Source organism: Pseudomonas sp. WS 5021 (genome assembly GCF_012985535.1).
GTDB lineage: Bacteria > Pseudomonadota > Gammaproteobacteria > Pseudomonadales > Pseudomonadaceae > Aquipseudomonas.
Genome location: NZ_JAAQWP010000002.1, coordinates 633,719 through 658,983, shown reverse-complemented (window position 1 = coordinate 658,983; position 25,265 = coordinate 633,719). Strand labels below are relative to the sequence as shown.

21 protein-coding genes are annotated in these 25,265 nt (G+C 61.6%); 14 read left to right on the top strand and 7 right to left on the bottom strand.

Translation table 11 applies throughout. The annotated features are described in order from the left end of the window. Positions 1-36: 36 nt before the first annotated feature. The 3 genes from HBO19_RS09170 (at position 37) to HBO19_RS09160 (ending at position 8,072) form a co-directional block, all read left to right on the top strand. Complete coding sequence (locus tag HBO19_RS09170) at positions 37-2,961, top strand: autotransporter domain-containing protein (protein WP_346266488.1); 2,925 nt, start codon at positions 37-39, stop codon at positions 2,959-2,961. A 30-nt stretch (positions 2,962-2,991) separates the two neighbouring features. Beyond that, entirely contained in the window at positions 2,992-6,123 is a 3,132-nt protein-coding gene (locus HBO19_RS09165; RefSeq protein ID WP_170057344.1) for an autotransporter serine protease, read from the top strand. 101 nt (positions 6,124-6,224) lie between these two features. Further along, a complete protein-coding gene (locus tag HBO19_RS09160; RefSeq protein WP_170057343.1) occupies positions 6,225-8,072 on the top strand; it encodes a polyurethanase in 1,848 nt (615 codons plus the stop codon). 44 nt (positions 8,073-8,116) lie between these two features. On the opposite strand, the gene HBO19_RS09155 is transcribed toward HBO19_RS09160, so the two are convergent. After that, positions 8,117-8,341 carry a YgdI/YgdR family lipoprotein gene (locus tag HBO19_RS09155; RefSeq protein WP_076960938.1) on the bottom strand — a complete coding sequence of 75 codons (225 nt, stop codon included), beginning with the start codon at positions 8,339-8,341 and terminating at the stop codon, positions 8,117-8,119. A gap of 188 nt (positions 8,342-8,529) precedes the next feature. Between HBO19_RS09155 and HBO19_RS09150 the strand changes: the two genes are divergently transcribed. From HBO19_RS09150 to HBO19_RS09140, 3 genes are all read left to right on the top strand, one after another. After that, complete coding sequence (locus HBO19_RS09150) at positions 8,530-10,179, top strand: VRR-NUC domain-containing protein (protein WP_170057342.1); 1,650 nt, start codon at positions 8,530-8,532, stop codon at positions 10,177-10,179. Next, positions 10,176-12,428 (top strand): ATP-dependent DNA helicase, encoded by a 2,253-nt coding sequence (locus HBO19_RS09145; protein WP_170057341.1) that lies wholly within the window; start codon positions 10,176-10,178, stop codon positions 12,426-12,428. The genes HBO19_RS09150 and HBO19_RS09145 overlap by 4 nt, the downstream gene beginning before the upstream one ends. Positions 12,429-12,507: 79 nt before the next feature. After that, on the top strand, positions 12,508-13,443 hold the full coding sequence (locus HBO19_RS09140; protein WP_170041425.1) for an alpha/beta hydrolase: 936 nt from the start codon (positions 12,508-12,510) through the stop codon (positions 13,441-13,443). Positions 13,444-13,446: 3 nt separating this feature from the next. On the opposite strand, the gene HBO19_RS09135 is transcribed toward HBO19_RS09140, so the two are convergent. From HBO19_RS09135 to HBO19_RS09125, 3 genes are all read right to left on the bottom strand, one after another. Continuing rightward, positions 13,447-13,878, bottom strand: coding sequence for a nuclear transport factor 2 family protein (locus HBO19_RS09135; RefSeq protein WP_170057340.1), 432 nt, complete (start codon positions 13,876-13,878; stop codon positions 13,447-13,449). 235 nt (positions 13,879-14,113) lie between these two features. Continuing rightward, entirely contained in the window at positions 14,114-15,064 is a 951-nt protein-coding gene (locus HBO19_RS09130; RefSeq protein ID WP_169951592.1) for an alpha-E domain-containing protein, read from the bottom strand. A 2-nt stretch (positions 15,065-15,066) separates the two neighbouring features. After that, entirely contained in the window at positions 15,067-16,476 is a 1,410-nt protein-coding gene (locus HBO19_RS09125) for a circularly permuted type 2 ATP-grasp protein (RefSeq protein WP_169951594.1), read from the bottom strand. A 375-nt stretch (positions 16,477-16,851) separates the two neighbouring features. Here HBO19_RS09125 and HBO19_RS09120 point away from each other — a divergent pair, with 375 nt between their 5' ends. The 3 genes from HBO19_RS09120 to HBO19_RS28445 all read left to right on the top strand — a co-directional run bounded on the left by HBO19_RS09120 (position 16,852) and on the right by HBO19_RS28445 (position 17,843). Beyond that, positions 16,852-17,397 carry a hypothetical protein gene (locus tag HBO19_RS09120; RefSeq protein ID WP_170057339.1) on the top strand — a complete coding sequence of 182 codons (546 nt, stop codon included), beginning with the start codon at positions 16,852-16,854 and terminating at the stop codon, positions 17,395-17,397. Positions 17,398-17,482: 85 nt separating this feature from the next. Beyond that, the gene (locus HBO19_RS09115; protein ID WP_170057338.1) at positions 17,483-17,710 is read left to right on the top strand and encodes a hypothetical protein; all 228 of its coding nucleotides are present in this window, start codon (positions 17,483-17,485) and stop codon (positions 17,708-17,710) included. 4 nt (positions 17,711-17,714) lie between these two features. Then, positions 17,715-17,843 (top strand): hypothetical protein, encoded by a 129-nt coding sequence (locus tag HBO19_RS28445; protein WP_262386245.1) that lies wholly within the window; start codon positions 17,715-17,717, stop codon positions 17,841-17,843. A gap of 13 nt (positions 17,844-17,856) precedes the next feature. On the opposite strand, the gene HBO19_RS09110 is transcribed toward HBO19_RS28445, so the two are convergent. After that, positions 17,857-18,300, bottom strand: a complete 444-nt coding sequence (locus HBO19_RS09110; protein WP_170057337.1) for an Lrp/AsnC family transcriptional regulator — start codon at positions 18,298-18,300, stop codon at positions 17,857-17,859. 131 nt (positions 18,301-18,431) lie between these two features. On the opposite strand from HBO19_RS09110, the gene HBO19_RS09105 reads away from it, so the two are divergent. Next, positions 18,432-19,340, top strand: a complete 909-nt coding sequence (locus tag HBO19_RS09105) for a DMT family transporter (RefSeq protein ID WP_169951603.1) — start codon at positions 18,432-18,434, stop codon at positions 19,338-19,340. A gap of 71 nt (positions 19,341-19,411) precedes the next feature. Here the strand turns inward: HBO19_RS09105 and HBO19_RS09100 are convergent, their stop codons facing one another. Both HBO19_RS09100 and HBO19_RS09095 read right to left on the bottom strand, forming a co-directional pair. Next, positions 19,412-21,415 carry a U32 family peptidase gene (locus HBO19_RS09100; RefSeq protein WP_169951605.1) on the bottom strand — a complete coding sequence of 668 codons (2,004 nt, stop codon included), beginning with the start codon at positions 21,413-21,415 and terminating at the stop codon, positions 19,412-19,414. A gap of 94 nt (positions 21,416-21,509) precedes the next feature. Further along, a complete protein-coding gene (locus tag HBO19_RS09095) occupies positions 21,510-21,884 on the bottom strand; it encodes a RidA family protein (protein ID WP_169951607.1) in 375 nt (124 codons plus the stop codon). 230 nt (positions 21,885-22,114) lie between these two features. Between HBO19_RS09095 and HBO19_RS09090 the strand changes: the two genes are divergently transcribed. The 4 genes from HBO19_RS09090 to HBO19_RS09075 all read left to right on the top strand — a co-directional run bounded on the left by HBO19_RS09090 (position 22,115) and on the right by HBO19_RS09075 (position 25,237). Beyond that, positions 22,115-22,444 carry a lysozyme inhibitor LprI family protein gene (locus HBO19_RS09090; protein WP_169951610.1) on the top strand — a complete coding sequence of 110 codons (330 nt, stop codon included), beginning with the start codon at positions 22,115-22,117 and terminating at the stop codon, positions 22,442-22,444. Next, complete coding sequence (locus HBO19_RS09085; RefSeq protein ID WP_170057336.1) at positions 22,441-23,058, top strand: dTMP kinase; 618 nt, start codon at positions 22,441-22,443, stop codon at positions 23,056-23,058. Before HBO19_RS09090 ends, HBO19_RS09085 begins: the two co-directional genes overlap by 4 nt. 257 nt (positions 23,059-23,315) lie before the next feature. Further along, positions 23,316-23,981 (top strand): TIGR02466 family protein, encoded by a 666-nt coding sequence (locus tag HBO19_RS09080; protein WP_169951614.1) that lies wholly within the window; start codon positions 23,316-23,318, stop codon positions 23,979-23,981. A 161-nt stretch (positions 23,982-24,142) separates the two neighbouring features. Further along, complete coding sequence (locus HBO19_RS09075) at positions 24,143-25,237, top strand: alkene reductase (protein WP_170041417.1); 1,095 nt, start codon at positions 24,143-24,145, stop codon at positions 25,235-25,237. The last annotated feature ends 28 nt before the right edge of the window (positions 25,238-25,265 follow it).

The following is a 25,265-nucleotide window of genomic DNA, read 5'->3' as shown; positions in this document are numbered from 1 at the left end:
TGGGTGAACGTAAAACAACGAAGCTATCACTGCGTCGTGCTGTGTGGCCTGGCCAGCCTGGGTACCGCCCAGGCCGCGCCCTATGTGGAGACCGGCAAGCTGGGCGACCCCGCCAGTTGGCGCTCGACGGAATACCAGCGGGACTGGGGCCTGGGGCGCATCCAGGCCGATCAGGCTTACGCCGCGGGGATCAGCGGTGCCGGGGTGAAGATCGGCGCGCTGGACTCGGGCTTTGATGCCAGCCACCCGCAAGCCTCCCCGGAGCGCTTCCACCCGGTGACCGCCAGCGGCACTTATGTGGATGGCAGCCCGTTTTCCACCACCGGCGCCCTGAACCCCAACAACGACTCCCACGGCACCCACGTCACCGGCACCATGGGGGCGGCGCGTGACGGCAGCGGCATGCATGGCGTGGCCTACAACGCGCAGATCTATGTGGGCAACACCAACGCCAACGACAGCTTCCTGTTTGGCCCGACGCCCGACCCCAAGTACTTCAAGGCGGTGTACAGCGCCATGGTCGATTCCGGGGTGCGCGCGATCAACAACAGCTGGGGCAGCCAGCCCAAGGATGTCAGCTACCAGACCCTGGGCGACCTGCACGCGGCCTACGCCCAGCACTTCAACCAGGGCACCTGGCTGGACGCCGCCGCCGATGTGGCCCGCGCCGGGGTGATCAATGTGTTCAGCGCCGGCAACAGCGGCTATGCCAACGCCAGCGTGCGCTCGGCCTTGCCTTACTTTGAACCGGCGCTGGAAGGCCACTGGCTGGCGGTGTCCGGCCTGGACAAGGCCAATAACCAGAAATACAACCAGTGCGGCATCGCCAAGTACTGGTGTATTGCCACCCCGGGGGCGCTGATCGACAGCACCGTTCCTGGCGGCGGCTATGGGATCAAGTCCGGCACCTCGATGTCGGCACCCCACGCCACCGGCGCCTTGGCGCTGGTGATGGAACGCTATCCGTACCTGAACAACGAGCAGGCCTTGCAGGTGTTGCTGACAACGGCCACGCAACTGGATGGTTCACTGACCGACGCGCCGACCGCCAGGGTCGGCTGGGGCGTGCCGGACCTTGGCCGGGCGATGCATGGGCCGGGGCAGTTGCTGGGTGCCATGGACGTCAATCTGGCGGCCGGGCAGGGCGATGTGTGGAGCAATGGCATCTCCGACAAGGCGCTGCTGCAACGCCAGGCCGAAGACAGTGCCGAGCGCCTGGCATGGCAACAGACCGTGCAGGACAAGGGCTGGGGAAATGGTCCGGGGGTCGGCGCCAGCCAGCAGGAACAGACCGACTACGCAGTGGGCATGGCCCGGGATGCGGCGGCGGCCCAGCGCATTTACCAAGGCAGTCTGATCAAGTCCGGCGCCGGTAGCCTGGTGCTCAGCGGCGACAGCACCTATCGCGGCCCGACCACGGTCAATGGCGGTGTGTTGAAGGTCGAGGGTGCGCTGACCTCGGCGGTCACGGTCAACCATGGCGGGACCTTGGGCGGCTCCGGGCGTATCGGCGCGTTGCAGGCCAATAGCGGCAGCGTGATTGCGCCGGGCAATTCCATCGGCACCTTGAATGTGACTGGGGATGTGCGCTTCGACGCCGGATCCACCTATGCGGTGGAGCTGTCGAATGCCAGCAGTGATCGCATTGTTGCGGGCGGCAAGGCCACCCTCAACGGCGGCACCGTGACCCTGGCCCTGGAAAACAGCCCGACCTTGCTCAGCCAGCCCCAAGCACAAAGCCTGGTCGGTCGCCAGTACAACATCCTGCAGGCGGCGGGTGGGGTCACCGGCAGTTTCGGTGCGGTATTGCCCAACTACCTGTTCCTCGGTGGCAACCTCGACTACAGCGCCAATGGCGTGCAACTGGCCATCGCGCGCAATGACGCAAGCTTTGCCAGCGTCACGGCGACCCGCAACCAGCGCGCCGTGGCCGCTGCGGCCGAGCAGTTGGGGGCCGGCAACCCGGTGTATGAAAGCGTGCTGAGTGCCGACTCCAGTGTGGTGGCCCGCCAGGCCTTCCAGCAGTTGTCCGGCGAGATCTACCCGGCAGTCGGCGCGATGTTGATCAATGACAGCCGCCAGGTGCGCGATGCCGTCGGTGAGCGCCTGCGCCATGTGCCTGCCACCGGCGAAAGCAACCTGTGGATCAAGGCCCTCGGCGCCTGGGGCAAGGCCGACAGCAGCAGTGAATATGCTGGTTACACCCGCTCTATCGGCGGCATGCTGCTGGGGGTCGATGGTCAATGGGACGAACAGACCCGCGTCGGTGTGATGGCGGGCTACAGCGACAGTTCGCTGAACATGGGTGATGGCACCCATGCGTCGGCCGATGTCGACAGCTATCACCTGGGCACCTATGCCGGGCGTGAGCTGGGCAACTGGCGTGTGAGTGTGGGCGGCGCCTACAGCTGGCATCGCGGCGATGTGCAGCGCGACCTGCAATACGCTGACGTCAGCGCCAAGCAAAAAGCCAAGCTGGATGCGCGCAGCCTGCAGGTGTTCACCGAGGCGGCCTACCGCTTGGACCTGCAAGCGCTGGCCCTGGAACCGTTTGCCAACCTGGCCTATGTGCACCTGGACAGCGAAAGTTTCCATGAGAAAGGCGATGGCGCCGCCCTGCAACGGGGCAGTGATCGCCGCGACGCGACCCTCGGCACCCTGGGCCTGCGCGCTCTCAAGACCCTGCCTCTGAATGACCGCCAGCAGTTGGAACTCTCCGGCTCGCTCGGCTGGCAGCACAGCCTCACGCCGGTTGAATCCGAGGAACACCTGGCGTTCGTCGCAGGCGGCCCCTCGTTTGCCGTGCGCAGCACACCGCTTCAGCGCGATGCCGCGCTGGTGGGCTTGAAGGCCAGCCTGGCACTGAGCGACACCACACGGGTCAACCTCGACTACAGCGGCCAATTGGGTGCGAAGGAGAGCAACCAGGGCGTGGGCCTGAGCCTCGACTGGCAGTTCTGAAGCGCGCCAACAAAAAGAACAACAAACGCAATGAAACTAAGGAAGGTCACCGTGAACGCAAAACAACGAGGGTTTCACTCCGCCATCCCAACAGGCCCGGGCTACCCGCTCAAGGCCTTGAGTCGCGTGCCATACGGCGCGTTGCTGTGTTGCCTGGCCAGCCTGGGTACCGCCCAGGCCGCACCCTACGTCGAAACCGGCAAGCTGGGGGATGTCGCCAGTTGGCGCAGCAATGAGTTCAAGGCCGATTGGGGCCTGGGCGCAGTCAATGCCGATGTGGCATATGCCGCCGGTTACAGCGGCAAGGGCGTGAAGCTGGGGATTTTCGACCAGCCGGTATACGCCCTGCATCCTGAGTTCTCCAGCCCGGGCAAGGTACAGACCCTGGTCACTGAAGGGATCCGCCAGTACACCGACCCGTATATCCCGGTGAAGGCCGGTGACCCGTTCCGCTACGACGGCACACCGTCCCTGGGTTCCAACGGCAAGCTGGGCGACCACGGCACCCATGTCGGGGGCATTGCCGCCGGCGACCGTAACGGCGGGCCGATGCACGGCGTGGCCTACAACGCACAGATCCTCAGCGCCGAAAACGGCGACCCCGGCCCCGAAGACGGGATCATCCTGGGTAACGACGGTGCGGTGTACCAGGCCGGTTGGGACAGCCTGGTGGCCAACGGCGCACGCATCATCAATAACAGCTGGGGCATCGGCATTGGCGATCAGTTTGCCAAGGGCGGCAAGGACCCGGCGTTCCCCCATTTTGCTCTCAGCGATGCGCAGGCGCAGTTCGACCAGATCAAGCCGCTGTTGGGCACCGCACCAGGCGGGGCTTATACCGGTGCGATCAACGCGGCGCGCAGCGGGGTGCTGACGATCTTCGCAGCCGGCAACGACTACAACCTGAACAACCCCGATGCGATCTCCGGCCTGGCGTATTTTGTGCCCGAGATCGCACCCAATTGGCTGTCGGTGGCCGCATTGCAACGCAACCCGGATGCCAATAGCCCCAACCCTTATGTGATCAGCACCTTCTCGTCGCGCTGTGGCTATGCCGCCAGCTTCTGCGTGTCGGCCCCAGGCACGGCGATCTACAGCTCGGTGATGGTGGGCACCACGGTCGATAACATGACCCTGGGCTGGAACAACAAAAACGGCACCTCCATGGCTGCGCCCCATGTGGCAGGCGCGGCCGCCGTGTTGATGGAGCGTTTCCCGTATATGAGCGGCGAGCAGATTTCCACGCTGCTCAAGACCACCGCCACCGACCTTGGCGCACCGGGCATCGACTCCCTGTACGGCTGGGGCATGATCAACCTGGGCAAGGCGGTCAGCGGACCGGGAATGTTTATCACCGCCGAGGATATCCCGGCCGAGTTCCGTATCGACGGTGGCTATGGCAGCGGCCAGTTTGTTGCGGACTTGCCGGGGGTTGGGGCGGTAGTTGACGCCGGCAAGCCCACCCAGCGCGTGTGTGACGATGTGCACTGCGGGCGGGATGTGTGGAGCAATGACATTGCCGGTCACGGCGGCTTGACCAAGCAGGGCATTGGGACGCTGGTGCTGACCGGCAACAACACCTACAGCGGGCCAACCCTGGTCAATCAAGGCCTGTTGGCGGTCAATGGCTCGCTGGCATCGCAAGTCACGGTGAGTAACAGCGGGGTGTTGGGCGGCTCCGGCAGCATCGGCGCGCTGCACGCGAAAAGCGGCGGTACGGTCGCGCCGGGTAACTCCATCGGCACCTTGAACGTGGCTGGGGATGTCAACTTCGACGCGGGTTCTACCTATGCGGTGGAACTGTCCACTACCAGCAGCGACCGCATCGTCGCCGGTGGCAAGGCCACCCTCAACGGCGGCACCGTGACCCTGGCCCTGGAAAACAGCCCGACCTTGCTCAGCCAGCCCGAGGCGCAAAGCCTGATCGGTCGCCAGTACAACATCCTGCAGGCGGCCGGGGGAATTACCGGCAGCTTTGCCTCGGTACTGCCCAACTACCTGTTTGTCGGCGGCAACCTGAACTACGGCGCCAACGGCGTGCAGTTGGATGTTGCGCGCACGGCCAACAGCTTCGCCAGCGTTGCGGCGACCGATAACCAACGCGCGGTGGCGGTGGCGGCCGAGCAACTGGGCGCGGGTAACGGGGTGTATGAAAGCCTGCTGCTGGCACCGAGTGCGGCCTCGGCGCAAGGGGCGTTCCAACAGTTGTCGGGGGAAATCTACCCAGCCCTGGAAACCGCGCTGGTCAATGACAACCGCTACCTGCGTGAAGCGGTGGGCGAGCGCCTGCAACAGGGTGAAATGGGCTCCTCGCCACAAACCATCGACACGCGCGGCAACGTCTGGGTCAAGGCCCTTGGCGCCTGGGGTAAAACCGACAGCGCCAGCGATACGGCGGGCTACACCACCTCCATCGGCGGCCTGCTGGCGGGTGTGGACGGTGCGCTGGACGAAGACACACGCCTGGGCCTGGTCGCCGGTTACAGCGATACCTCGCTGAACATGGGCGATGGCACCCATTCGCGGGCATCGGTGGACAGCTACCACTTTGGCGCCTATGCCGGTCACGACATCGGCGCCTGGCGCCTGAGCGGCGGGGCGACCTACAGCTGGCACCGCGCTGATGTGAAACGTGAGCTGCAATACGGCGAAGTCGCCGGCAAGCAGAAAGCCAAGGTCGATGCCCGTAGCACCCAGCTCTTCACCGAAGCGGCTTATCGCCTGAACCTGCAACCGCTGGCGCTGGAGCCGTTCGCCAACCTGGCCTATGTGCATCTGGACAGCGACGGCTTCAGCGAGAAAGGCGATGCAGCAGCGCTCAAGGGCGGCGATGACACCCGCGACCTGGTGCTCAGCACCCTCGGCGTGCGGGCGTTGAAGACCTTCAACCTCAGCGACCATCAGGCGTTGGACGTTTCCGGCACCCTGGGCTGGCAGCACAACCTCAGCACCACCAATTCCGAGCGCCACCTGGCGTTTGCTTCAGGCAGTACCGCGTTTGCCGTGGAAAGCTCGCCGATGGTGCGCGACGCGGCCTTGGTCGGCGCGCGCGCCAGCCTGGCGCTGACCAAGGATGCGCGGGTGAACTTCGACTACAACGGCCTGCTGGCCAGCAAGGAGAAAATCCACGGCGTGGGCTTGAGCCTCGACTGGGCCTTCTAAACACCGCAGCTCCAAACGGTGGGAGCAGGTTTGCTCCCACCGTTACAGCATTCCAACTGTTTTGGCTTTCTCGACAATTCCAACAAAAGAGAGGCAATACCATGGGTGTCTATGACTACAAAAACCTTACTACCGAGGACTCCAAAGCACTGTTCGCCGATGCCATGGCGATCACCTTGTATTCCTACCACAACCTGGATAACGGCTTTGCCGTGGGGTACCAGCAGCACGGCTTGGGCCTGGGTTTGCCGGCCACCCTGGTGCAGGCCTTGATTGGCAGCACCCACTCCCAAGGCGTGATTCCCGGGATCCCGTGGAACCCTGACTCGGAAAAGGCCGCCCTCGACGCCGTGCAAAAGGCCGGCTGGACGCCCATCAGCGCCAGCACCCTAGAGTATGGCGGCAAGGTCGACGCCCGGGGCACGTTCTTTGGCGAAAAAGCCGGTTATACCAGCGCCCAGGTCGAGGTCCTGGGCAAGTACGATGACGCCGGCAAACTGCTGGAAATCGGTATCGGCTTCCGTGGGACTTCGGGCCCCAGGGAAAACCTGATCCTTGATTCCATCGGCGATGTGATCAGTGACTTGCTGGCAGCGTTCGGCCCTGCGGACTATGCGAAAAACTATGCGGGCCAAGCGTTTGGCACCTTGCTCGGCAAAGTCGCCGCGTATGCCAGTGCACAGGGGCTCAGCGGCCAGGATGTGGTGGTCAGCGGCCATAGCCTCGGTGGCCTGGCAGTCAACAGCATGGCGGATTTGAGCAACGACAACTGGGCGGGGTTCTACCAGGACGCCAACTACGTGGCCTATGCCTCGCCGACCCAGAGCAGCAGCGACAAGGTGCTGAACATCGGCTACGAAAACGACCCGGTCTATCGCGCCCTCGACGGCTCCTCGTTCACGGGGTCCTCGCTTTGGGCCCACGATAAACCCCACGAATCCAGCGCCGATAACATCGTCAGCTTCAACGACCACTACGCCTCGACACTGTGGAACATCCTGCCGTTTTCCATCCTCAACCTGCCGACATGGATCTCACATTTACCCACCGGTTATGGCGACGGCATGAGCCGCATCCTTGAATCCAAGTTCTATGACCTGACCAGCCGTGATTCGACAATCATCGTCGCCAACCTGTCGGACCCGGCGCGCGCCACTACCTGGGTGCAAGACCTCAACCGCAATGCCGAAGCGCACAAGGGCAGCACGTTCATCATCGGCAGCGACGGCAATGACCTGATCCAGGGCGGCCGGGGCAACGACTACCTGGAAGGCCGCGAAGGCAACGATACTTTCCGTGATGGCGGTGGCTACAACATCATGTTGGGCGGCAAGGGGTTCAACACCCTGGACCTGCAGCAGTCACTGAAAAACGTCGAGGTGGCCAACGACGGTGCAGGCACCCTGTATGTCCGCGACGGCCAAGGCGGCATCAGCATGACCCGTGACATGGGCGCGATAGTGAGCAAGGAAAGCTATCTGTTGCTGTTCAGCAAGGAGGTGACCCACAGCGTGACCGACAACGGCCTGCTGGCGGGCCGCGACCTGACGGCCTACGCGGCATCGCTCAAGGGCGATGCCGGTGCCAATGTGCTCAAGGCCGGCGATGGCGGGCAGTGGTTGTTTGGCCTGGACGGCAATGACCATCTGATCGGCGGCAAAGGCAACGATGTGCTGGTCGGCGGGGCTGGCAATGACCTGCTGGAGGCGGGCGGCGGGCGTAATACCTTCCTGTTCGACGGCGACTTTGGCCAGGACCGGATCCTGGGCTACCAGTCGACAGACAAGTTGGTGTTCATGGGCGTGGCGGGGGTGGACGGGCAGTACAACTACCTCGACCATGCCAAGGCGGTGGGCAGCGATACGTTGCTGACGTTTGGCGATAACTCGGTGACGTTGGTGGGGGTCGGGCTTGGCAGCCTGTCGGCAGAGGCGTTCGTCATCACCTGAAACAACCCGTAGGAGCCGGCTAGCCGGCTCCTACGGTTATGCGGTCAGTCTTCCTTGCGCACGGTTGCGACATCCGCCGCCTTGACCCGTACGCGCTTGCCGGCGATATCGGTGAATTCGTAGAAACCATCGGGTGTCTTGGCATTCGGCGTGTCTGTGGTCAGGTACTGAGTACCGTTCTGCAAGGTCACGACGGTCGGCGTCGAGCAACCGGCCAATGCCAGAAACGTCAGTACGGCCAGCGGCAGGCCCCAGTTCTTCATGTTCATAACCCTTACTCTCATCCTTCGAAAACCCCGTGCTCAACGGCTGCGGGCAACAAATGTTACGCGGATCCACCCCCATCTGATCACTTTTATGCAAAAAGTTGCGTGCGCCACTGATCTATTAGCCATTGCAACGCAAGCCTTGGGACGGCACTCTGTATGCATAACCAGTGTTTGTCCAAGTGCCCGTCATGTCCAATCCCCTCGAAGACCCGTTCTACTACCTGCATAACTTCCGGCAAGTGCTCGACTGGCTGGGCCAGCGCTATGCCGATGTGCTGGACGAACAGGAGCAGCGCTTCATGGCGCAGTTCGCCCAGTTGCCGCAACCGGCCCAGGCGTTGCTGGTGCGCATGGTGATGCGCAAGGGCGTGCATTTTCGGGCGAGCAAGCTCAATTACGTCGAGATCGGCCCGGTTGATGTGGCCGTGCAGCCGTTGCTGGCCCACGGTTGGGTCAGCGAGCAAGGCCTGCTGTCGCTTGATGAGCTGTGGGGGCAGTTGCAAAAAGGCGAGGTACTGCAAGCGTTCAAGCCATGGATCGAGCAGCCCAGGGGCAAGAAGTCCGATTGGCTGCCCAGCCTGTCCAGCCAGTTCACCGAGCCGCGTACGTTTGCGCAGTGGTCCCCGCAGCTGGACGAGCGCCTGTACAGCCTCACGGTGATGGATCTATGTGAGCGCCTGCGCCTGATGTTCTTCGGCAACCTGTACCAGGACTGGTCGGAGTTTGTCTTGGCGGACCTGGGGATCTACACCTACGAAAAGGTCGAGTTCTGCGCCGAATCCCGCGGGCTGCGCCATCGCGACGATGTATCTGGCCTGCTGTTCCTGCACCAATGCCAGCAGGCGTTCGAGGCGGGCGAACCGTTGGAGGCTGTGCTGGCGCAGATTGCCACCCTGGCCACCGATAACCCCTGGCTGGAAAAACGTCGGGCCAAGCTGCTGTTCCAGGTTGGCCAGCATTGCGAGCGGCTCGCCGAACTGGCCCTGGCCGAGGTGATCTACCGCGATTGTGCCTACCCCGGCGCTCGTGCACGGCTGATCCGCGTACTGGAGCGCCAGGAGGATTTCGCCCAGGCCATGGCCCTGGCACTGGAGGCCCAGGCCGCGCCACAAAGCGCGGCCGAGCAGCAGCACCTGTTGCGGGTTTTGCCGCGGTTGCGGCGCAAGCTGGGCGAGCCGGCGTTGCCCAAGCCCAAACCCCAGGTGATCCAGCGCCTGGACCTGGAACTGCCGTTCCCGCAACCGTTGGCGGCCGTGGAGTTCTGCGTGCAGGCGCATCTGGGAGATGAAGAGGGGCCGGTGCACTACGTGGAGAACACCCTGGTCAACTCGCTGTTCGGGCTGTTGTGCTGGCCGGCGATCTTCGCGCCGTTGCCCGGCTCGTTCTTTCACCCGTTCCAGCGCGGGCCGGTGGATTTGCACAGTGAGGACTTCCAGCAGCGCCGCGCCGAGCTATTTGCCGCGTGCCTGGACCAACTGCACGACGAGCGCTACAAAACCACGATCCGCCAGCGCTACGTCGAAAAGTGGGGGATCCAGTCGCCCTTTGTATTTTGGAATGTGTTGAGCGAAGAGCTGCTCGAGCAGGCGCTCGATTGCCTGCCCGCCGCGCACCTGCGGCACTGGTTCGACCGGTTGTTGTTGGATATCCGCGCCAATCGCGCCGGGATGCCGGACCTGATCCAGTTCTGGCCGGCGCAAAAAACCTATCGCATGATCGAAGTCAAAGGCCCGGGCGACCGCCTGCAGGACAACCAATTGCGCTGGCTGGAGTTCTGTAGCGAACACCAGATGCCGGTCACCGTGTGTTATGTACGCTGGGCGGAGCAGGGCGCTTGAGCTACGCCGTTGCCGTACGGGCACTGTGCGAGTTCACGGCCAAGGTGGGTGACCTCGATCTGCGGTTTACCCCCTCGCCCAGTGCCCTGGAAGGCATGCTCGGCCATCGCACCGTGGCCTCCCGACGCAGTGCGCACTACCAGAGTGAAGTGGCCCTGGACGGTCTCTACCAACAGTTGACCGTGCGCGGCCGCGCTGATGGCTATGATCCGGATCGCAATGTGCTGGAAGAGGTCAAGACCTACCGTGGCGACCTGGATGCGCAACCGGCCAACCACCGGCAACTGCACTGGGCCCAGGCCAAGGTCTATGGCTGGCTGATGTGCTGCAAGCTGGGGATACCTGAGATCGAGCTGGCGCTGGTGTATTTCGATATCGTCAGCGAGCGCGAAACCGTGATCCGCCAGGTGTGTGCGGTTGATGAGCTGGAGACGTTCTTCAATCGCCAGTGTGGGTTGTTTCTCGACTGGGCCGAGCAGCAGGCACAGCGGCGCCTGGCCCGCGATACCGCGACCAAGGCCCTGGCCTTTCCCCACGCGGGCTTTCGCCTGGGCCAGCGGACCCTCGCCGAGTCGGTGTACAAGGCCGTCAGCACCGGACGCTGCCTGATGGCGCAGGCGCCCACGGGGATCGGTAAAACCATTGGCACGGTGTTCCCGGTGCTCAAGGCCATGGCGCCGCAGCAGTTGGACAAGCTGTTCTTTCTCACGGCCAAGACCCCTGGCCGCAAACTGGCGCTGGACGCGGTGCAGATACTGCACGCAAGTGCCGAGCTGCCGTTGCACGTGCTGGAGCTGGTGGCGCGGGACAAGGCCTGCGAGCACCTGGACAAGGCCTGTCATGGCGATTCCTGCCCGCTGGCCAAGGGCTTTTATGATCGCCTTCCAGCCGCGCGCGAAGCGGCGGCCAGGGTGCGCCTACTGGATCAACGCACTCTGCGCGAGGTGGCGCTGGCCCATGAGGTGTGCCCGTATTACCTGAGCCAGGAAATGGCGCGCTGGTGCGACATGGTCGTCGCCGACTACAACTATTACTTCGATTTTGGCGCAATGCTGTTTGGCCTGGCCCAGCTCAACCAATGGCGGGTCGCGGTGCTGGTGGACGAAGCCCATAACCTGGTGGAGCGGGGCCGCGCAATGTACAGCGCCGACCTTGATCAATTTGCCCTGAAGACCGTGCGCGACAGCGCCCCCGAGCCGTTGCGCAAACCGTTGCAGCGGCTCAACCGTGAATGGAACGCGCTGCACAAAGAGCAGGTCACGGTGTATCAGGCCTATCCGAGCAAACCGGACAAGCTGTTGCAGGCCTTGGCCCTGTGCACCAGCGCCATGGGCGAGTATTTCAACGATCACCCGCAGGCGCTCACGGGCGAGCTGCAAGGCTTTTACTTCGAGGCCTTGCAGTTCGCCAAGGTGGCGGAGCTGTTCAACGCGCAGTTTATTTTTGATATCAGCCAGCGCGATCCACTGGCCAAGCGTCGCTTCTCGCGCTTGAGCCTGCGTAATGTGGTGCCGGCCGAGTTTATCCGCCCACGCTTGACGGCCGCCCGCAGCAGCGTGCTGTTTTCCGCGACCCTCAGCCCCCGGCATTACTACGCCGACCTGCTGGGCCTGCCGGCGGATACCGCGTGGGTCGACGTGGAATCGCCCTTCGATGCCGCACAGTTGCAGGTGCGCATCATCGACCGCATCTCCACGCGTTTTGTGCATCGCCAGGCATCCCTGGCGCCCATCGTCGCAGTGATCGCCGAGCAGTTTGAACGCACGCCGGGCAACTACCTGGCGTTTTTCAGCAGCTTCGATTACCAGCAGCAAGTGGCGCAATTGTTGGCCGAGCGGCATCCGTCGATCCCAACCTGGCATCAATCGCGGGGCATGGCCGAGGCCGAACGCCAGGCGTTCCTTGACCAGTTCACCCAGCACAGCCAGGGCGTGGGGTTCGCCGTGCTGGGCGGGGCGTTCGGTGAGGGTATCGACTTGCCGGGCGCGCGCCTGATCGGGGCTTTTATCGCCACCCTGGGCCTGGCGCAACTCAATCCGGTCAACGAGCAAATGAAGCTGCGCATGGGTGCGATCTTCGGTGCGGGGTACGACTACACCTACCTGTATCCCGGGATCCAGAAGGTGGTACAGGCGGCCGGCCGGGTGATTCGCACCCAGCAGGACCAAGGGGTAGTGATGCTGATCGATGACCGTTTTGCCGAACCCAAGGTGCGGCCACTGTTGCCGCGCTGGTGGTCGGTGACCTGAGGTATTTGCCCCATCAATGATGCTGGCGCAGGCCGTATCGCTGGGGCAGTCTGCAGCAGTCCCCTGATGGAGCGGTGCGATGAGTGCTATCGAACAACAGACGATCCAGGTCAACGGTATTCAATTGTGCCTGCACATCGCCGGCCCCGAGAGCGGCCCGCCGGTGTGGCTGCTCCACGGCTTTCCCGAGTGCTGGCACTCCTGGCGCCAGCAGATACCGGCGCTGACTGCTGCTGGCTATCGCGTGTTCGTGCCGCAGATGCGCGGCTACGGGCACAGCAGCGCCCCCGCAGCCATTGCCGACTACGACCTGCTGACTCTGTGCGCGGATATCCAGGGTGCCATGGACCTGTTCGGGCATCACCGGGTGGTGATGGTCGGCCATGACTGGGGCGCGGTAGTGGCCTGGCACCTGGCCTTGCTGGAGCCGCAGCGCATCAGCGCCCTGGTCACGATGTCGGTGCCCTTCGCCGGTCGTTCCCGCAGGCCGGTGATCGAGATCATGCGTGAGCTGTATGCCGAGCGGTTCAACTACATCCTGTATTTCCAGGAGCCCGGCGTGGCTGAACAGGAACTGGAGGCGGATATCGAGCGCAGCTTGCGCCTGTTTATGCAGGACCAGGATGTATTCCTGCAGCAAAAACCGGCCACCGCCACTTTGCTCGAGGGTGTCGCGCTGCCGGGCGCCTTGCCGGCCTGGTGCAGCCAGCACGACCTGGATATCTATGTACAAACCTTCGCCAAGGGCTTTCGCGGGCCGTTGAACTGGTACCGCAACTTTGAGCGCAACTGGCAGCGCACGGAGTTCCTGGCGGGCCGGCAGGTGCTGCAACCGACGTTGTTCCTGATCGGCGACCGTGACCCTGTGGGAGTGTTTGAGGCGCATACGCTCAAGCGCATGCCCCAGGTGGTGCCGCAGTTGCAACAGCAGGTACTGGCCAACTGCGGGCACTGGATCCAGGTGGAGCAGGGCGCGCAGGTCAACGCCCGGCTGCTGGAGTTCCTCGGGCGCTGAAGGTCAGCCCTTGGCCTTGGCCAGGAACGGCGCCAGGCGCCGGCCCATTTCTTCACCCAGGGTCTGTAGCCCGCTCAAGGGGCGGACCATCACTTCAAACTCGATGATTTGCCCCTGTTCGTTGAAGCGGATCAGGTCGATACCCTTGAGCTGCTTGTCGCCCACCCGCGCGCTGAACTCCAGCACCACGTTGTGGCCGTCGGCGCTGGCCAGTTCGCGGTGGTACTGGAAGTCTTCAAACACGGTAAACACAGTGTTGAGAATCATCGACACCACGGGTGCGCCGGGGTAGGGGGTATGCGCCATGGGCGAGCGAAACACGGCGTCTGGCGCCAGCAGTTCGGGCAGGGCTTTGAGGTCGGCAGTGGCCAGCATGGTGTGCCAGCGCTTTAGGGTATGGGCGGCCGGGCTGGATAATTGCAGAGCTTCGGACATGGTCTGTACCTGTTCTTATGAGTGTCTGGCAACCATAAGAGCAGCCGCGAGATGGGATCAATGATCCAAACTGACAGTTATATGCCTGGAACAAACATCGCGCCTGTGGGAGCGGGTTTGCCCGCGATGGCGGTGTATCAGTCGATAAATCTATTGGCTGACCTGCCGCCATCGCCGGCAAGCCAGCTCCCACAGGAGAACGCGCACGGCTGTCAGGCTGGGGGGATGTGGGGGTTTACACCACCTCCAGGTAGGAGCTGTGGATCGCCCGCGCCAGTTCGCGCACGGTGTCGATAAACTCGGTCAGCCGGCTGTGCAGGCCTTCTTCGAGAATCTCATCGATACCTGTGTAGCGCAGCCGCGCTTCAAACTCCGCCGCCAGGCGCTGGGCCGTGCGGCCGTAGCTGCCCGGCAGGTCGGCGAGGATATGGCTCAACTCCTCGATACACGCATGCAATGAGCGCGGCACATCGCTGCGCAGCAGCAGCAACTCCGACACCGAACGCGCATTCAGTGCATTGGGGTACAGCTCGGTGTAGGCCTCGAACGACGACAAGGCACGCAGCAGGGCGCTCCACTGGTAGTAGCCGCGGGCGGACAGGTCGCTGACTTCTTCGGACTCCTCGCCGAACATCTCGTAACGCGCATCCAGCAGGCGCAAGGTGTTGTCGGCGCGCTCGACAAAGGTGCCCAGGCGGATAAAACGATAGGCATCGTTGCGCATGATGGTGCCGGACGTGGCCCCCCGGAACAGATGCGAACGCTGCTTGACCCAGTCACAGAAGTGGCTGATGCCATGGCGGGCCAGTCCGCCGGCGGCGATGCTGCGCATTTCCAGCCAGGTGGCGTTGAGGTTTTCCCACATGTCGGCGGTGATCCGCCCACGTACCGCATGGGCATTGCCCCGGGCGGCGCGCAGGCAGTTGTAGATACTGGCCGGGTTTTCTTCGTCGAGGGCGAAAAAGTGCAGCATGCGCTCGGCGTCCAGTTGTTGATGGCGCTCCAGGTAGTTGTCCAGGGTGCCACTGCTGAGCAGCGACATCGCCAGTTCATCGAGGCCATCACTGCGCCCGGCCTGGGGCATCAGCGACAGCGAATAGCTGACCTCCAGCATGCGCGCCAGGTTCTCTGCGCGTTCCAGGTAGCGCGACATCCAATACAGATCTGCGGCGGTTCTACTCAGCATACTCAGCCCTCCACCACCCAGGTGTCCTTGGTTCCGCCGCCTTGCGACGAATTGACGATCAATGAGCCTTCACGCAATGCCACGCGGGTCAGGCCGCCTGGCACCAGTCGGGTCTCCTTGCCCGACAGCACGAACGGGCGCAGGTCGATATGCCGTGGCGCGATGCCGTTTTCGACAAAGGTCGGGCAGGTGGACAGGCTCAGGGTCGGTTGGGCGATATAGGCATGGGGCCGGGCCTTGATGCGTTGGCGGAAGTCCTCGATCTCGGCCGCCGAGGCGGCTGGGCCCACCAGCATGCCGTAGCCGCCGGAACCCTGGGTTTCCTTGACCACCAGATCGGGCAAGTGCGCCAGTACGTGGGACAGTTCATCGGGTTTGCGGCACTGGAAGGTGGGTACGTTTTGCAACACCGGTTCCTCATCCAGATAGAAGCGAATCATCTCTGGCACATAGGGGTAGATGGATTTGTCGTCGGCCACCCCGGTGCCGATGGCATTGGCCAGCACCACATTGCCGGCGCAGTAGGCGGCCACCAGGCCGGGCACGCCGAGCATGGATTCGGGGTTGAAGGCCTGGGGATCGAGGAAGGCGTCGTCGATGCGCCGGTAGATCACATCCACGGGTTTCGGGCCGTCGGTGGTGCGCATGAACACCTTGAGGTCGTGCACGAACAGGTCGGCACCTTCGACCAACTCGACGCCCATCTCCCGGGCGAGGAACGCGTGTTCGAAAAACGCGCTGTTAAAGCGCCCGGGGGTCAGCACCACCACATTGGGGCTGTCCAGGCGGCTGGCGCTTTTCAGGGTCTTGAGCAGCAGGTTGGGATAGTGGTCCACCGGCGCGATGCGCTGCTTGGCAAATACTTCCGGGAACAGGCGCATCATCATCTTGCGGTCTTCGAGCATGTAGCTCACGCCGCTGGGGGTGCGCAGGTTGTCTTCGAGGACGTAATACGTACCGTCGCCATCGCGCACCAGGTCGACACCGGAGATGTGCGAATAGATATCACGGTGCAGGTCGAGGCCGATCATGGCCTTTTGATAGCCTTCATTGCCCAGCACCTGCTCGGCGGGAATGATCCCGGCCTTGATAATGCGCTGGTCGTGATAGATATCGGCGAGGAACATGTTCAGCGCATTGACCCGCTGGATACAGCCGCGTTCGATCACACTCCACTCACTGGCGGGAATGCTGCGCGGGATGATGTCGAAGGGAATCAGGCGCTCGGTGTCTTGCTCGTCACCGTACAGGGTGAAAGTGATCCCGGCGCGGTGGAACAATAGGTCGGCCTCGCGGCGGCGCTGGGCCAGCAGTTCCGGCGGCGTGTTGGCCAGCCAGCGGGAAAAATCCTGGTAGTGCGCACGGCACACGCCATTTGCGTCATTCATTTCATCGAAGAAAGATCGAGCCATTCCAATTACCTTGTCAGTGCCGGGTAAAACGCTGCAGGCACTGCCGCTTTAGAAAACGCATTGTTATGAGCCCGTGGCTTTTGGCGCCAACGGACCTTGTCCTTACTTTCTTTTGGAGTCGGCTCTGAGTCGGGGGGTAACAGTTGCTCCTGTGTTCACCCTGGCAAGTAGGCAGTAGCAGGAGTAAAGCAATGGCTGTGCCGCAAGCGTGTTTATTGGGATTACACGATGTATCAGCCCGTTACTGGAGCGGCCTGGGCAAGCGTGGTGCGTGATAGGCGCAGCATTTGCTTCATAACGGTGCAGGCGATTGACCTGAACTTCGGGCACCGCCGGTTCTTCTAAGTGGATTACGCCCTCTGAGGAATATCGATTGTGCCCAGGATCATCTCCCCGCACAGCCCGGAATCGGCGCTGACCGACCACACCGAACACAACGCTAAGATCTTCGGCTCGCCCAAGGACCGGCTGGATTTCTATCGTCGGGAAATCCAGTACGAAACCTCCATCCTCGCCAACCGTACCGATGCCTACCTGACGGCGCAGTCGTTTTTGGTGATTGCCTTTGTGTCCTGCATGGGCAACCTCAACCCGGAGTGGGGCAAGCTGTTTACCCTGGTGGTGCCGCTGATGTTGTCGATGCTTGGCGTGTTCAGCTCGCTCAATGCCTGGCCGGGCATCCGGGCGGCCTACGACATCATTGACCACTGGCACTTCAAGCAGAGCGAACTGTTGCGCAGCGAGCCGGTGATGGGCCTGGCCTACGATGAGTCGCCGCTGTTCTGCGAGACCGAGTCGTCGCACAAGGGCTATCGCAAGTCATTGCTGTTTTCCGTGCGCACGCCGTGGTTGTTCACCGTGTTCTGGATGCTGCTGGCAGCGTTTGCGTTCTATATCCAGGTAGACAACCCGGGGGGGTGACCATTGATCAGCATGGGGCTTGCGCACTGAACTTCATCCCGCCGCGCGGCACCTTAACCTTACACCAACGAATAAAGAGGTTCCCATGAGCACCAATGACAGCCAAGACCTGCAAACCAGCGGCAGGAACGATCCAGCCATCGCTGACGATGCCCGCAACGTGCCCACCCCAAGCAACGGGGCCACGGCTCCCAAGGACCCGCAACCCGTCACCGACAAGGTGGCCAGGGACAACGAGTACAGTCCGGACTTCAAGCCCGAACGCGAACCCAAGCCCAAGACCGACGCTGACATTGATACCCAGGGCGGCTAGGGCCATGCATATCCCAACCGAAGAGGAGCCGATCAATGACCCGGGCAATGAAGACCCCGGATCGTTGATGGATGATGCGCAGGTGCCGCTGATTGATGGGGACGACGCCCCAGAAGAGGTCAGCTCCGATTGATCTGTACCGCCTTCTACGCGCCATCCAAGGGCGGTAACCGACGCTTGACCGGGGTTTTCTTGACGATGGCGGTGTTGGTCTCGGCGTAGCCGTTGAGCCGGTCAAGCAAGGTATCCAGCTGGTCCATGGTGCGTACGTGCAGCCGTGCGATAAAACAGTCGTCGCCGGTGACTTTGTCGCACTCGGTAAACTGCGGTATTGCCTGGATCTGCCGCTCCACTTCCTGTAATTGGCCGGGCAGGGGGCGGATGCGCACGATGGCTTGCAGCAAATAGCCGAAGTGTTTGGGGTCGATATCCACCGTATAGCCCTTCAGAACACCGCGTTCCTCCAGGCGTCGCAATCGCTCGCCAACGCTGGGCGAGGACAGGCCGGTAATCCCCGCCAGGGTCTTGAGCGTGCAGCGCGAGTCGTCCATCAGGGCGGCAATCAGTTGTTGGTCAATAATATCAATCATCCTGGGCTCCTTAACCAAACCTGCTATTTCACCTAATAAGAATAGGCGCTGACTACCTTTGGCCTTATTCAGGCGCTGGAGCCTGATCGACGCAGATTGCCATAATTTAGCCTCATTCGAGGAGCTAAATCATGGACACATCCATACGTCGCGGCTCATGGGAAATGGTCGGTGCCATGCTGATCTCCGGCACGATCGGCTGGTTCGTGCTGGTGTCTGGCGTGCCGGTCATTGAGGTGGTGTTCTGGCGTTGCGTCATTGGCGCCTTGACCCTGTTGCTGGTGTGCTGGCGCCTGGGGTATTTGCGCAGTACATGGCTGAGTTATTCAACACTCGGCTGGGCCATGTTGAGCGGCGTGGCCATCGTGGGTAACTGGCTGTTGCTGTTTGCGTCTTATGCCAAGGCGTCGATTGCCATCAGCACGGCGGTCTATAACGTTCAGCCATTTATGCTGGTGATCCTCGCGGCGCTGTTGCTTGGCGAGAAAATCACCGTACAGAAGCTGGCGTGGCTGAGCGTGTCATTCATGGGCATGTTGGCTATCGTCACCGCCCATGGCGAGCAGCAGGGCAGCGGTGATCAATACCTGTGGGGCGTGGCCCAGGCGCTGGGCGCGGCCCTTTTGTATGCCATCGCTGCACTGATCATCAAGCGGCTGAAGGCTGTGCCGCCCCATCTGCTGGCGCTGATTCAAGTGAGTACCGGTGCGGTGCTGTTGGTGCCGCTGGTTTCGTGGCACAGCCTTTGGGCGCCGGTTGATGCCTGGGCGGCGCTGTTGACACTGGGGGTGGTGCACACCGGCCTGATGTATGTGCTGCTGTATGGTGCGATTCAAAAGCTGCCGACGGCATTGACCGGGGCGCTGTCGTTCATCTACCCGATTGCGGCGATTCTGGTTGACTGGATGGCCTACGGGCATCGTCTGGGCTGGGCCCAATGGCTGGGGGTTGCGGCAATATTGCTAGCGGCGGCGGGGTTGCAGCGAGGCTGGTGGTGGCGTGCTGAACACGATCTGCCGCCATCCAGGCGCCCCTTGTAGGAGCCGGCTTGCCGGCGATAGCGCCTTCCAGATCGCCATCGCCGGCAAGCCGGCTCCTACAAGGGCGTGGGTCAGTGCGGTGCGCGGGGGATGGTCTTGAGCAGGTCCGCCGGGCTGATATGCCCCACGACCTGCTGCTGCACACCGCTGCCCGGCAACGGCAGGTCGAGGATATGGCCCTTGATCTTGCCCACCACGTGCATTTCACAAGGCTTGCAGTCGAATTTCAGGGTCAGTACTTCGTCGCCATGAATCAGCTGCATCGGCGCGACCTTGGTCCGTACGCCGGTCACGCCCTTGGCCTGCTTGGGGCACAGGTTGAAGGAGAAACGCAGGCAGTGCTTGGTGATCATCACCGGCACTTCACCGGTTTCTTCGTGGGCCTCGTAGGCTGCGTCGATCAACTTCACGCCGTGGCGGTGATAGAAATCGCGGGCCTTCTGGTTGTAGACGTTGGCCAGGAACGACAGGTGCGATTCCGGGTACACCGGCGGCGGTGTGGTTTCGGCCTTGCGACCACCACGGGGGTGGGCCTCGACACGGGCCACGGTCAGCGCTTCGATCACATCGCGGCGCAAGGCCTTGAGTTGCGAGTTGGGAATGAAGTACGCCTGCGGCGCATCCAGCTCGATCGCCGTGGCGTGATACTGGGTGGTGCCCAGTTGGCCAAGCAGGTCGCGCAGGGTGTCCAGTGCCTGTTCCGGCTTGTTGGCCACGCCGAACGGGCCGGGCAGGGTGGTGCTGGCGCTCACGCCTTCTTCACTGGTGGCGGTCAGTTGCAGTTGGTCTTCGCGCAGGCACGCCTGCCAGGACACGCCAATCCGGCGCTCGGCCGAGGTCTTGAGCAACGCTTGCTGCCAGTTATGGTCGAGGTTGCGGTTGAGCGGGTGATTCGGTCGTAGTTGATGCAGGCCCGCCGGCATTTCGTTGGGCTCGACACGGTAGCGGTAGCGCTTTTCGCCGTCTTCTTCGAACTCGCCTTTAGGCTCGGCGATATTGGCGCGAAAACCTACGACTTCGCGCTTGATCAGCACGTTCAGGCCGTCACCGTTGGACAGCGGCTCGTGGGTGATTACCTGCAAGTCGCGTTTGCCGGCTTTTTCCACCACACCTACCGGCAAGCCGGTAAAGGTCGGGGTGTCGAAGGCGCCGATATCAATCTTGCGGTCGCTGACGAAGTAGTCGGTGCTGCCGCGGTGGAAGGTCTTTTCCGGGTCTGGCAGGAAGAAATGCGCAGTGCGGCCGCTGGAGGCGCGGGCCAGGTCCGGGCGGTCTTCGAGGATTTCGTCCAGGCGCTGGCGGTAATAGGCGGTGATGTTCTTCACATAGCCCATGTCTTTGTAGCGGCCCTCGATCTTGAACGAGCGCACGCCGGCATCCACCAGGGCGCGCAGGTTGGCGCTCTGGTTGTTGTCTTTCATCGACAACAGGTGTTTTTCAAAGGCGACGACGCGGCCCTGGTCATCCTTGAGGGTGTAGGGCAGGCGGCAGGCCTGGGAGCAGTCGCCACGGTTCGCGCTACGGCCGTTTTGCGCGTGGGAAATATTGCACTGCCCGGAGAACGCCACGCACAACGCGCCGTGGATGAAGAACTCGATGGCGGCATCGGTTTCATCGGCAATCGCACGGATTTCCTGAAGGTTCAGCTCGCGGGCCAGCACCAGTTGGGAGAACCCGGCCTGGTCGAGGAACTTGGCCCGGTTCAGGGTGCGGATGTCGGTCTGGGTGCTGGCATGCAGCTCGATGGGCGGGATATCCAGCTCCATCACGCCCAGGTCCTGGACGATCAACGCATCAACCCCGGCATCGTACAACTGGTGGATCAGCTTGCGCGCTGGCTCCAGTTCGTCGTCATGCAGGATGGTGTTGATGGTGGTGAACACGCGGGCGTGGTAACGACGGGCGAACTCCACCAGTTGGGCGATCTCGCTCACGTCGTTGCAGGCGTTGTGGCGCGCACCGAAGCTCGGGCCGCCGATATACACAGCGTCGGCGCCGTGCAGGATAGCCTCGCGCGCGATGGCGACATCGCGGGCAGGGCTGAGCAATTCCAGATGATGCTTGGGCAAGGACATAGTTTTTTTAGTCAGGCTTGTCACGGTTGAGGTGCGCATTGTAGCCGTGAATCGCCTGACCGGCACCCGCTGGATGCCCAATAACCTGCCGGGCTCAGCCCTTGGCGGCCATCGCCGTGACTTCCACGCGCATGCCTTCGACCGCCAATGCGGCCACGCCAACAGCCGCGCGTACCGGCCAGGGTTTGCCGAAGAAGCGCTTGTACACCTCGTTGAATGCGGCGCGGTCGGCCATGTCAGTGAGGTAGATGGTCAAGTGCATGACCCGGTCCATGGAACTACCTGCACGTTCAAGGGCGACCTTGAGGGCTTGCAAGGTGCATTCACTTTGCACGGTGATATCGCCCAGCTCCAGGCTGCCATCGGCACGCACGGGGATTTGGGTGGAGACCAGGATGCCGTTGAAGCCGATCACGTCGGATGAGATGGAATCGGGGTCGAGGTCGGGGGTGTAGTCTAGGTGGCTCATGGGGGCTCTTTTATTCAAGAAGTGGATCAGGCCGGCAGTTTACCCGGGGGCAACGTGTGCCACAGCTGATTTGAGAGTTAGATGATGTCGAAAACGGCTGGCTAAAATGCCACTATTGCGCACAAGTACTTTGCTGGCCTGGACATTGGAGCTTTAAAGGCATGACGGTTAAACATTATCCATCAAGGCTTATCCTAGTAGGCGAACCCAATACCGTTAGGAACCCCCTCATGCATTTATTTATCCGAGCGGCGCTGTTGCCAGTGGCCATTTTTGTCCTCGACGCACACGCCCAGACGGGGCCTTCGTTCAAGTGCAGCGCGAACTTGAGCAGCTCAATAGAGACGCTGATCTGCGCCAGCGAAGCGCTTAGCGCCCTTGATCGCCAAATGGCGAGCACCTACAGCGCCGCGCTGAAAAAGGCCGGTAGCCAGGCCAAGATGCTCAAGGCCGAACAACGTGGCTGGATCAAGGGCCGCAACGACTGCTGGAAGGCTGACGACAAACAGGCCTGCGTGCGCGACAGTTACAAGCAGCGGTTGGTTGAACTGCAGCAATGAATCGTCTGCTGTTTGTTGCTCTGGATGGGCCCAAGGGCACCGGCAAAACCACACTGTTGGAAGCCGTTACCAAAGCACTAAGGGCGGACAACAAAAAGGTCATCCGACTGTGCGAGAAAAAAAGCGATCCCTTTAGACGGGAAACAATGACCCTCGTTAACACGCTGGTCAGAAATCCCTCGCGGGACCTGGAGTGGGAGATTTGTGAACGCCTCGCGGACAGCCGTGCGTGGATTTCTCAACACGTCCTGGCTAAACAGCTACCCGGTAGGATTGTGTTGATTGATCGCTGGTACCCATCCGATGCAGCGTTTCGCCGCATAGTGCCGTTTGCAGAGATTCTGCAATTGAACATTGACCGAAACGTGCAAGTACCGGACTTGCATGTGGGGATTGTCACCGCACCTGGGGTTTCATGGGCGAGGGCTGCGGCGCGACGGCGTGGGCTGAGCAGCACGGTGATCCATAGGTTGGAAGAACATGTGGCGTGTACCGAGGCGTTCGAGCGAGCGGTTGCGAATCACGGTTGGGTTTTATGTCGGAATGAAGGATCGATCGAAGACGCAACAAGGCAGGTGGTTGCTGAGATCTATAGAGTACTTAGTGTCTCGTGATTACTTTGGAAGTATAGGTTTACCGTATCCAGAGTATTTTGTGGTGTTTGCCGGGTTAACACGGGAGCCGGTCTTGTTTCTGTTGATAATTACCTGCGAACTTCGCGCGATTGAGGCGTGATCGTTAGCCGCGGGATGAAAGCTGATCAACTTATGTAGTTTGACTGAAGTCCATAAATTTTTAACAAAGGTTTACATATGTGCTTTAGTTCGTCAGGTAAGGTCTGCTGCAATTAACGCAACTTGGTCGACGCTCAATGCACTCCAGCAATAACCCGGTAAACCCTGAGCTGATAAACATCAGGCGACTGTTTGCAACTCCCCTGGCCTGTCTCCAGTACCCCGATGCAGAAGAACTCAATGCAGAGCTCAAAACCCTGATCACCTGTCGCATGGCGAGCGATCAGGGCGGCACGCAGCGTAGTAACGACGGCGGCTGGCAGTCGGCCAGCGACTTCCCGGAATGGGGCGGGCAGGCCTGCGATGCGTTGGTCGGCTTTGCCAAGGAGTTCGCCACTCAACTGACGGCGGTGCATAGCGAGCAGTACGGCCTAACTGAACCGAGTTTTGCATGGAAACTCAATGCCTGGGTAAACGTTAACCAGGCGGGCCACAGCAATGCGTTGCATGGCCACCCGGGGGCATTTTGGTCGGGGGTTTATTGGGTGGATGCGGGCGGGCGAGAGGAGGATCCGGCTGTTGGCGGTGACCTGGAGTTTATCGACCCACGCGGTATGGTTGCATCGACCTACAATCCTGCGTTGCGCATGAGAGTGGAAGATTGTCTTACCGCCGGTTTTAGTACGACTTATGCCGCTACCAGCGGAACGTTCATTATGTTCCCGTCGTGGCTGATGCATTCCGTAAGACGTTTTGAAGGGACGCGTCCGCGTATTTCTATTGCCTTTAATTTTGGCGCTTGAGTTACCCACCTTCTTTTGATCATGCTGGCTTTGCGTCTGCCTACCATCGCATTATCCGGATTCACCGGAATATATTTCCCGAACCGAGTCGATTATCAAGAAATCCCCTCATAGATATTCTGTGGTCATTGGCACCACCGACTATCTACGAGGAGACACTGATGTCCACACTTTTTACCCCTGGCGTTGTTGGCCAACTGCACACCCCCAACCGTGTAGTCATGGCGCCCATGACCCGCTCGCGCAGCACCCAGCCTGGCGATGTGCCGAACGCCATGAACGCGGTGTATTACGCACAGCGGGCGTCGGCCGCGTTCATTGTTACTGAAGCCACGCAGATCTCGCCCCAGGGCAAGGGCTATTCATTCACCCCAGGTATTTACAGTGACGAACAGGTCGCCGGCTGGCGCCTGGTGACCGATGCGGTGCATGCCGCTGGCGGGCGAATTTTCCTGCAGTTGTGGCATGTAGGGCGTATGTCGCACCCTGATTTCCACAATGGCCAATTGCCGGTCGCGCCGTCTGCAATTGCGTTTGACGGCAGCATCTGGAAAGTGGACGCCGAATCGGCTGTCGGCAGCATGGCCCCGTGCCCGACACCACGGGCGCTGGAGCGTAACGAAATCCACGCCATCGTCGACGATTATCGTAAGGCTGCGCGTAATGCCATGACCGCGGGTTTCGACGGTGTCGAAGTGCATGGGGCCAACGGCTACCTGATCGACCAGTTCCTACGTACCACGTCTAATGTTCGTACAGATGAGTACGGCGGATCGCGCGAGAACCGCCTGCGCTTTCTCAAGGAAGTCATGGATGCAGTGATTGATGAAGTGGGAGCCGCCCGTACGGCGATCCGCGTTGCGCCGTTTCTTACGGCACGTGGCATGGCGTGCCCGGACATTCTGCCCACCTTGTTGGAAGCAACCAGCTATTTGCAAGGCAAGGGCATTGCCTACCTGCACCTGGTCGAAGCGGACTGGGATGATGCCCCCAAGTTTCCCGAGGACTTCCGCCAAGCCGTGCGCGAGCGCTTTCGCAATGCGATTGTGGTGGCCGGTAAGTACGACCTGGAACTCGCAGAATGGGTCCTGGAAAAAGGCTACGCAGATTATGTTGCCTTCGGACGCAAGTTTGTCGCCAATCCGGATCTGCCTCTGCGGCTGGAGAAGGGGTACCCGTTAGCGGGTCTCGAAGGTGCCGAGCTATTTGGCGGTACCGAACGTGGCTACTCGGATTTTTCCGCCTGGGCTCAGTAGGGCGCAAGCTCTCAGGTCAGCTCTGAAA

Excerpts from the sequence above, each read along its gene's own strand:
- HBO19_RS09090 (WP_169951610.1), top strand. The coding sequence starts at position 22,115 with ATGCATTTATTTATCCGAGCGGCGCTGTTGCCAGTGGCCATTTTTGTC.
- HBO19_RS09085 (WP_170057336.1), top strand. The coding sequence starts at position 22,441 with ATGAATCGTCTGCTGTTTGTTGCTCTGGATGGGCCCAAGGGCACCGGC.
- HBO19_RS09150 (WP_170057342.1), top strand. The coding sequence starts at position 8,530 with ATGTCCAATCCCCTCGAAGACCCGTTCTACTACCTGCATAACTTCCGG.
- HBO19_RS09100 (WP_169951605.1), bottom strand. The coding sequence starts at position 21,415 with ATGTCCTTGCCCAAGCATCATCTGGAATTGCTCAGCCCTGCCCGCGAT.
- HBO19_RS09140 (WP_170041425.1), top strand. The coding sequence starts at position 12,508 with ATGAGTGCTATCGAACAACAGACGATCCAGGTCAACGGTATTCAATTG.
- HBO19_RS09080 (WP_169951614.1), top strand. The coding sequence starts at position 23,316 with ATGCACTCCAGCAATAACCCGGTAAACCCTGAGCTGATAAACATCAGG.
- HBO19_RS09125 (WP_169951594.1), bottom strand. The coding sequence starts at position 16,476 with ATGGCTCGATCTTTCTTCGATGAAATGAATGACGCAAATGGCGTGTGC.
- HBO19_RS09095 (WP_169951607.1), bottom strand. The coding sequence starts at position 21,884 with ATGAGCCACCTAGACTACACCCCCGACCTCGACCCCGATTCCATCTCA.
- HBO19_RS09115 (WP_170057338.1), top strand. The coding sequence starts at position 17,483 with ATGAGCACCAATGACAGCCAAGACCTGCAAACCAGCGGCAGGAACGAT.
- HBO19_RS28445 (WP_262386245.1), top strand. The coding sequence starts at position 17,715 with ATGCATATCCCAACCGAAGAGGAGCCGATCAATGACCCGGGCAATGAA.
- HBO19_RS09160 (WP_170057343.1), top strand. The coding sequence starts at position 6,225 with ATGGGTGTCTATGACTACAAAAACCTTACTACCGAGGACTCCAAAGCA.
- HBO19_RS09135 (WP_170057340.1), bottom strand. The coding sequence starts at position 13,878 with ATGTCCGAAGCTCTGCAATTATCCAGCCCGGCCGCCCATACCCTAAAG.
- HBO19_RS09110 (WP_170057337.1), bottom strand. The coding sequence starts at position 18,300 with ATGATTGATATTATTGACCAACAACTGATTGCCGCCCTGATGGACGAC.
- HBO19_RS09105 (WP_169951603.1), top strand. The coding sequence starts at position 18,432 with ATGGACACATCCATACGTCGCGGCTCATGGGAAATGGTCGGTGCCATG.
- HBO19_RS09130 (WP_169951592.1), bottom strand. The coding sequence starts at position 15,064 with ATGCTGAGTAGAACCGCCGCAGATCTGTATTGGATGTCGCGCTACCTG.
- HBO19_RS09075 (WP_170041417.1), top strand. The coding sequence starts at position 24,143 with ATGTCCACACTTTTTACCCCTGGCGTTGTTGGCCAACTGCACACCCCC.
- HBO19_RS09165 (WP_170057344.1), top strand. The coding sequence starts at position 2,992 with ATGAAACTAAGGAAGGTCACCGTGAACGCAAAACAACGAGGGTTTCAC.
- HBO19_RS09155 (WP_076960938.1), bottom strand. The coding sequence starts at position 8,341 with ATGAACATGAAGAACTGGGGCCTGCCGCTGGCCGTACTGACGTTTCTG.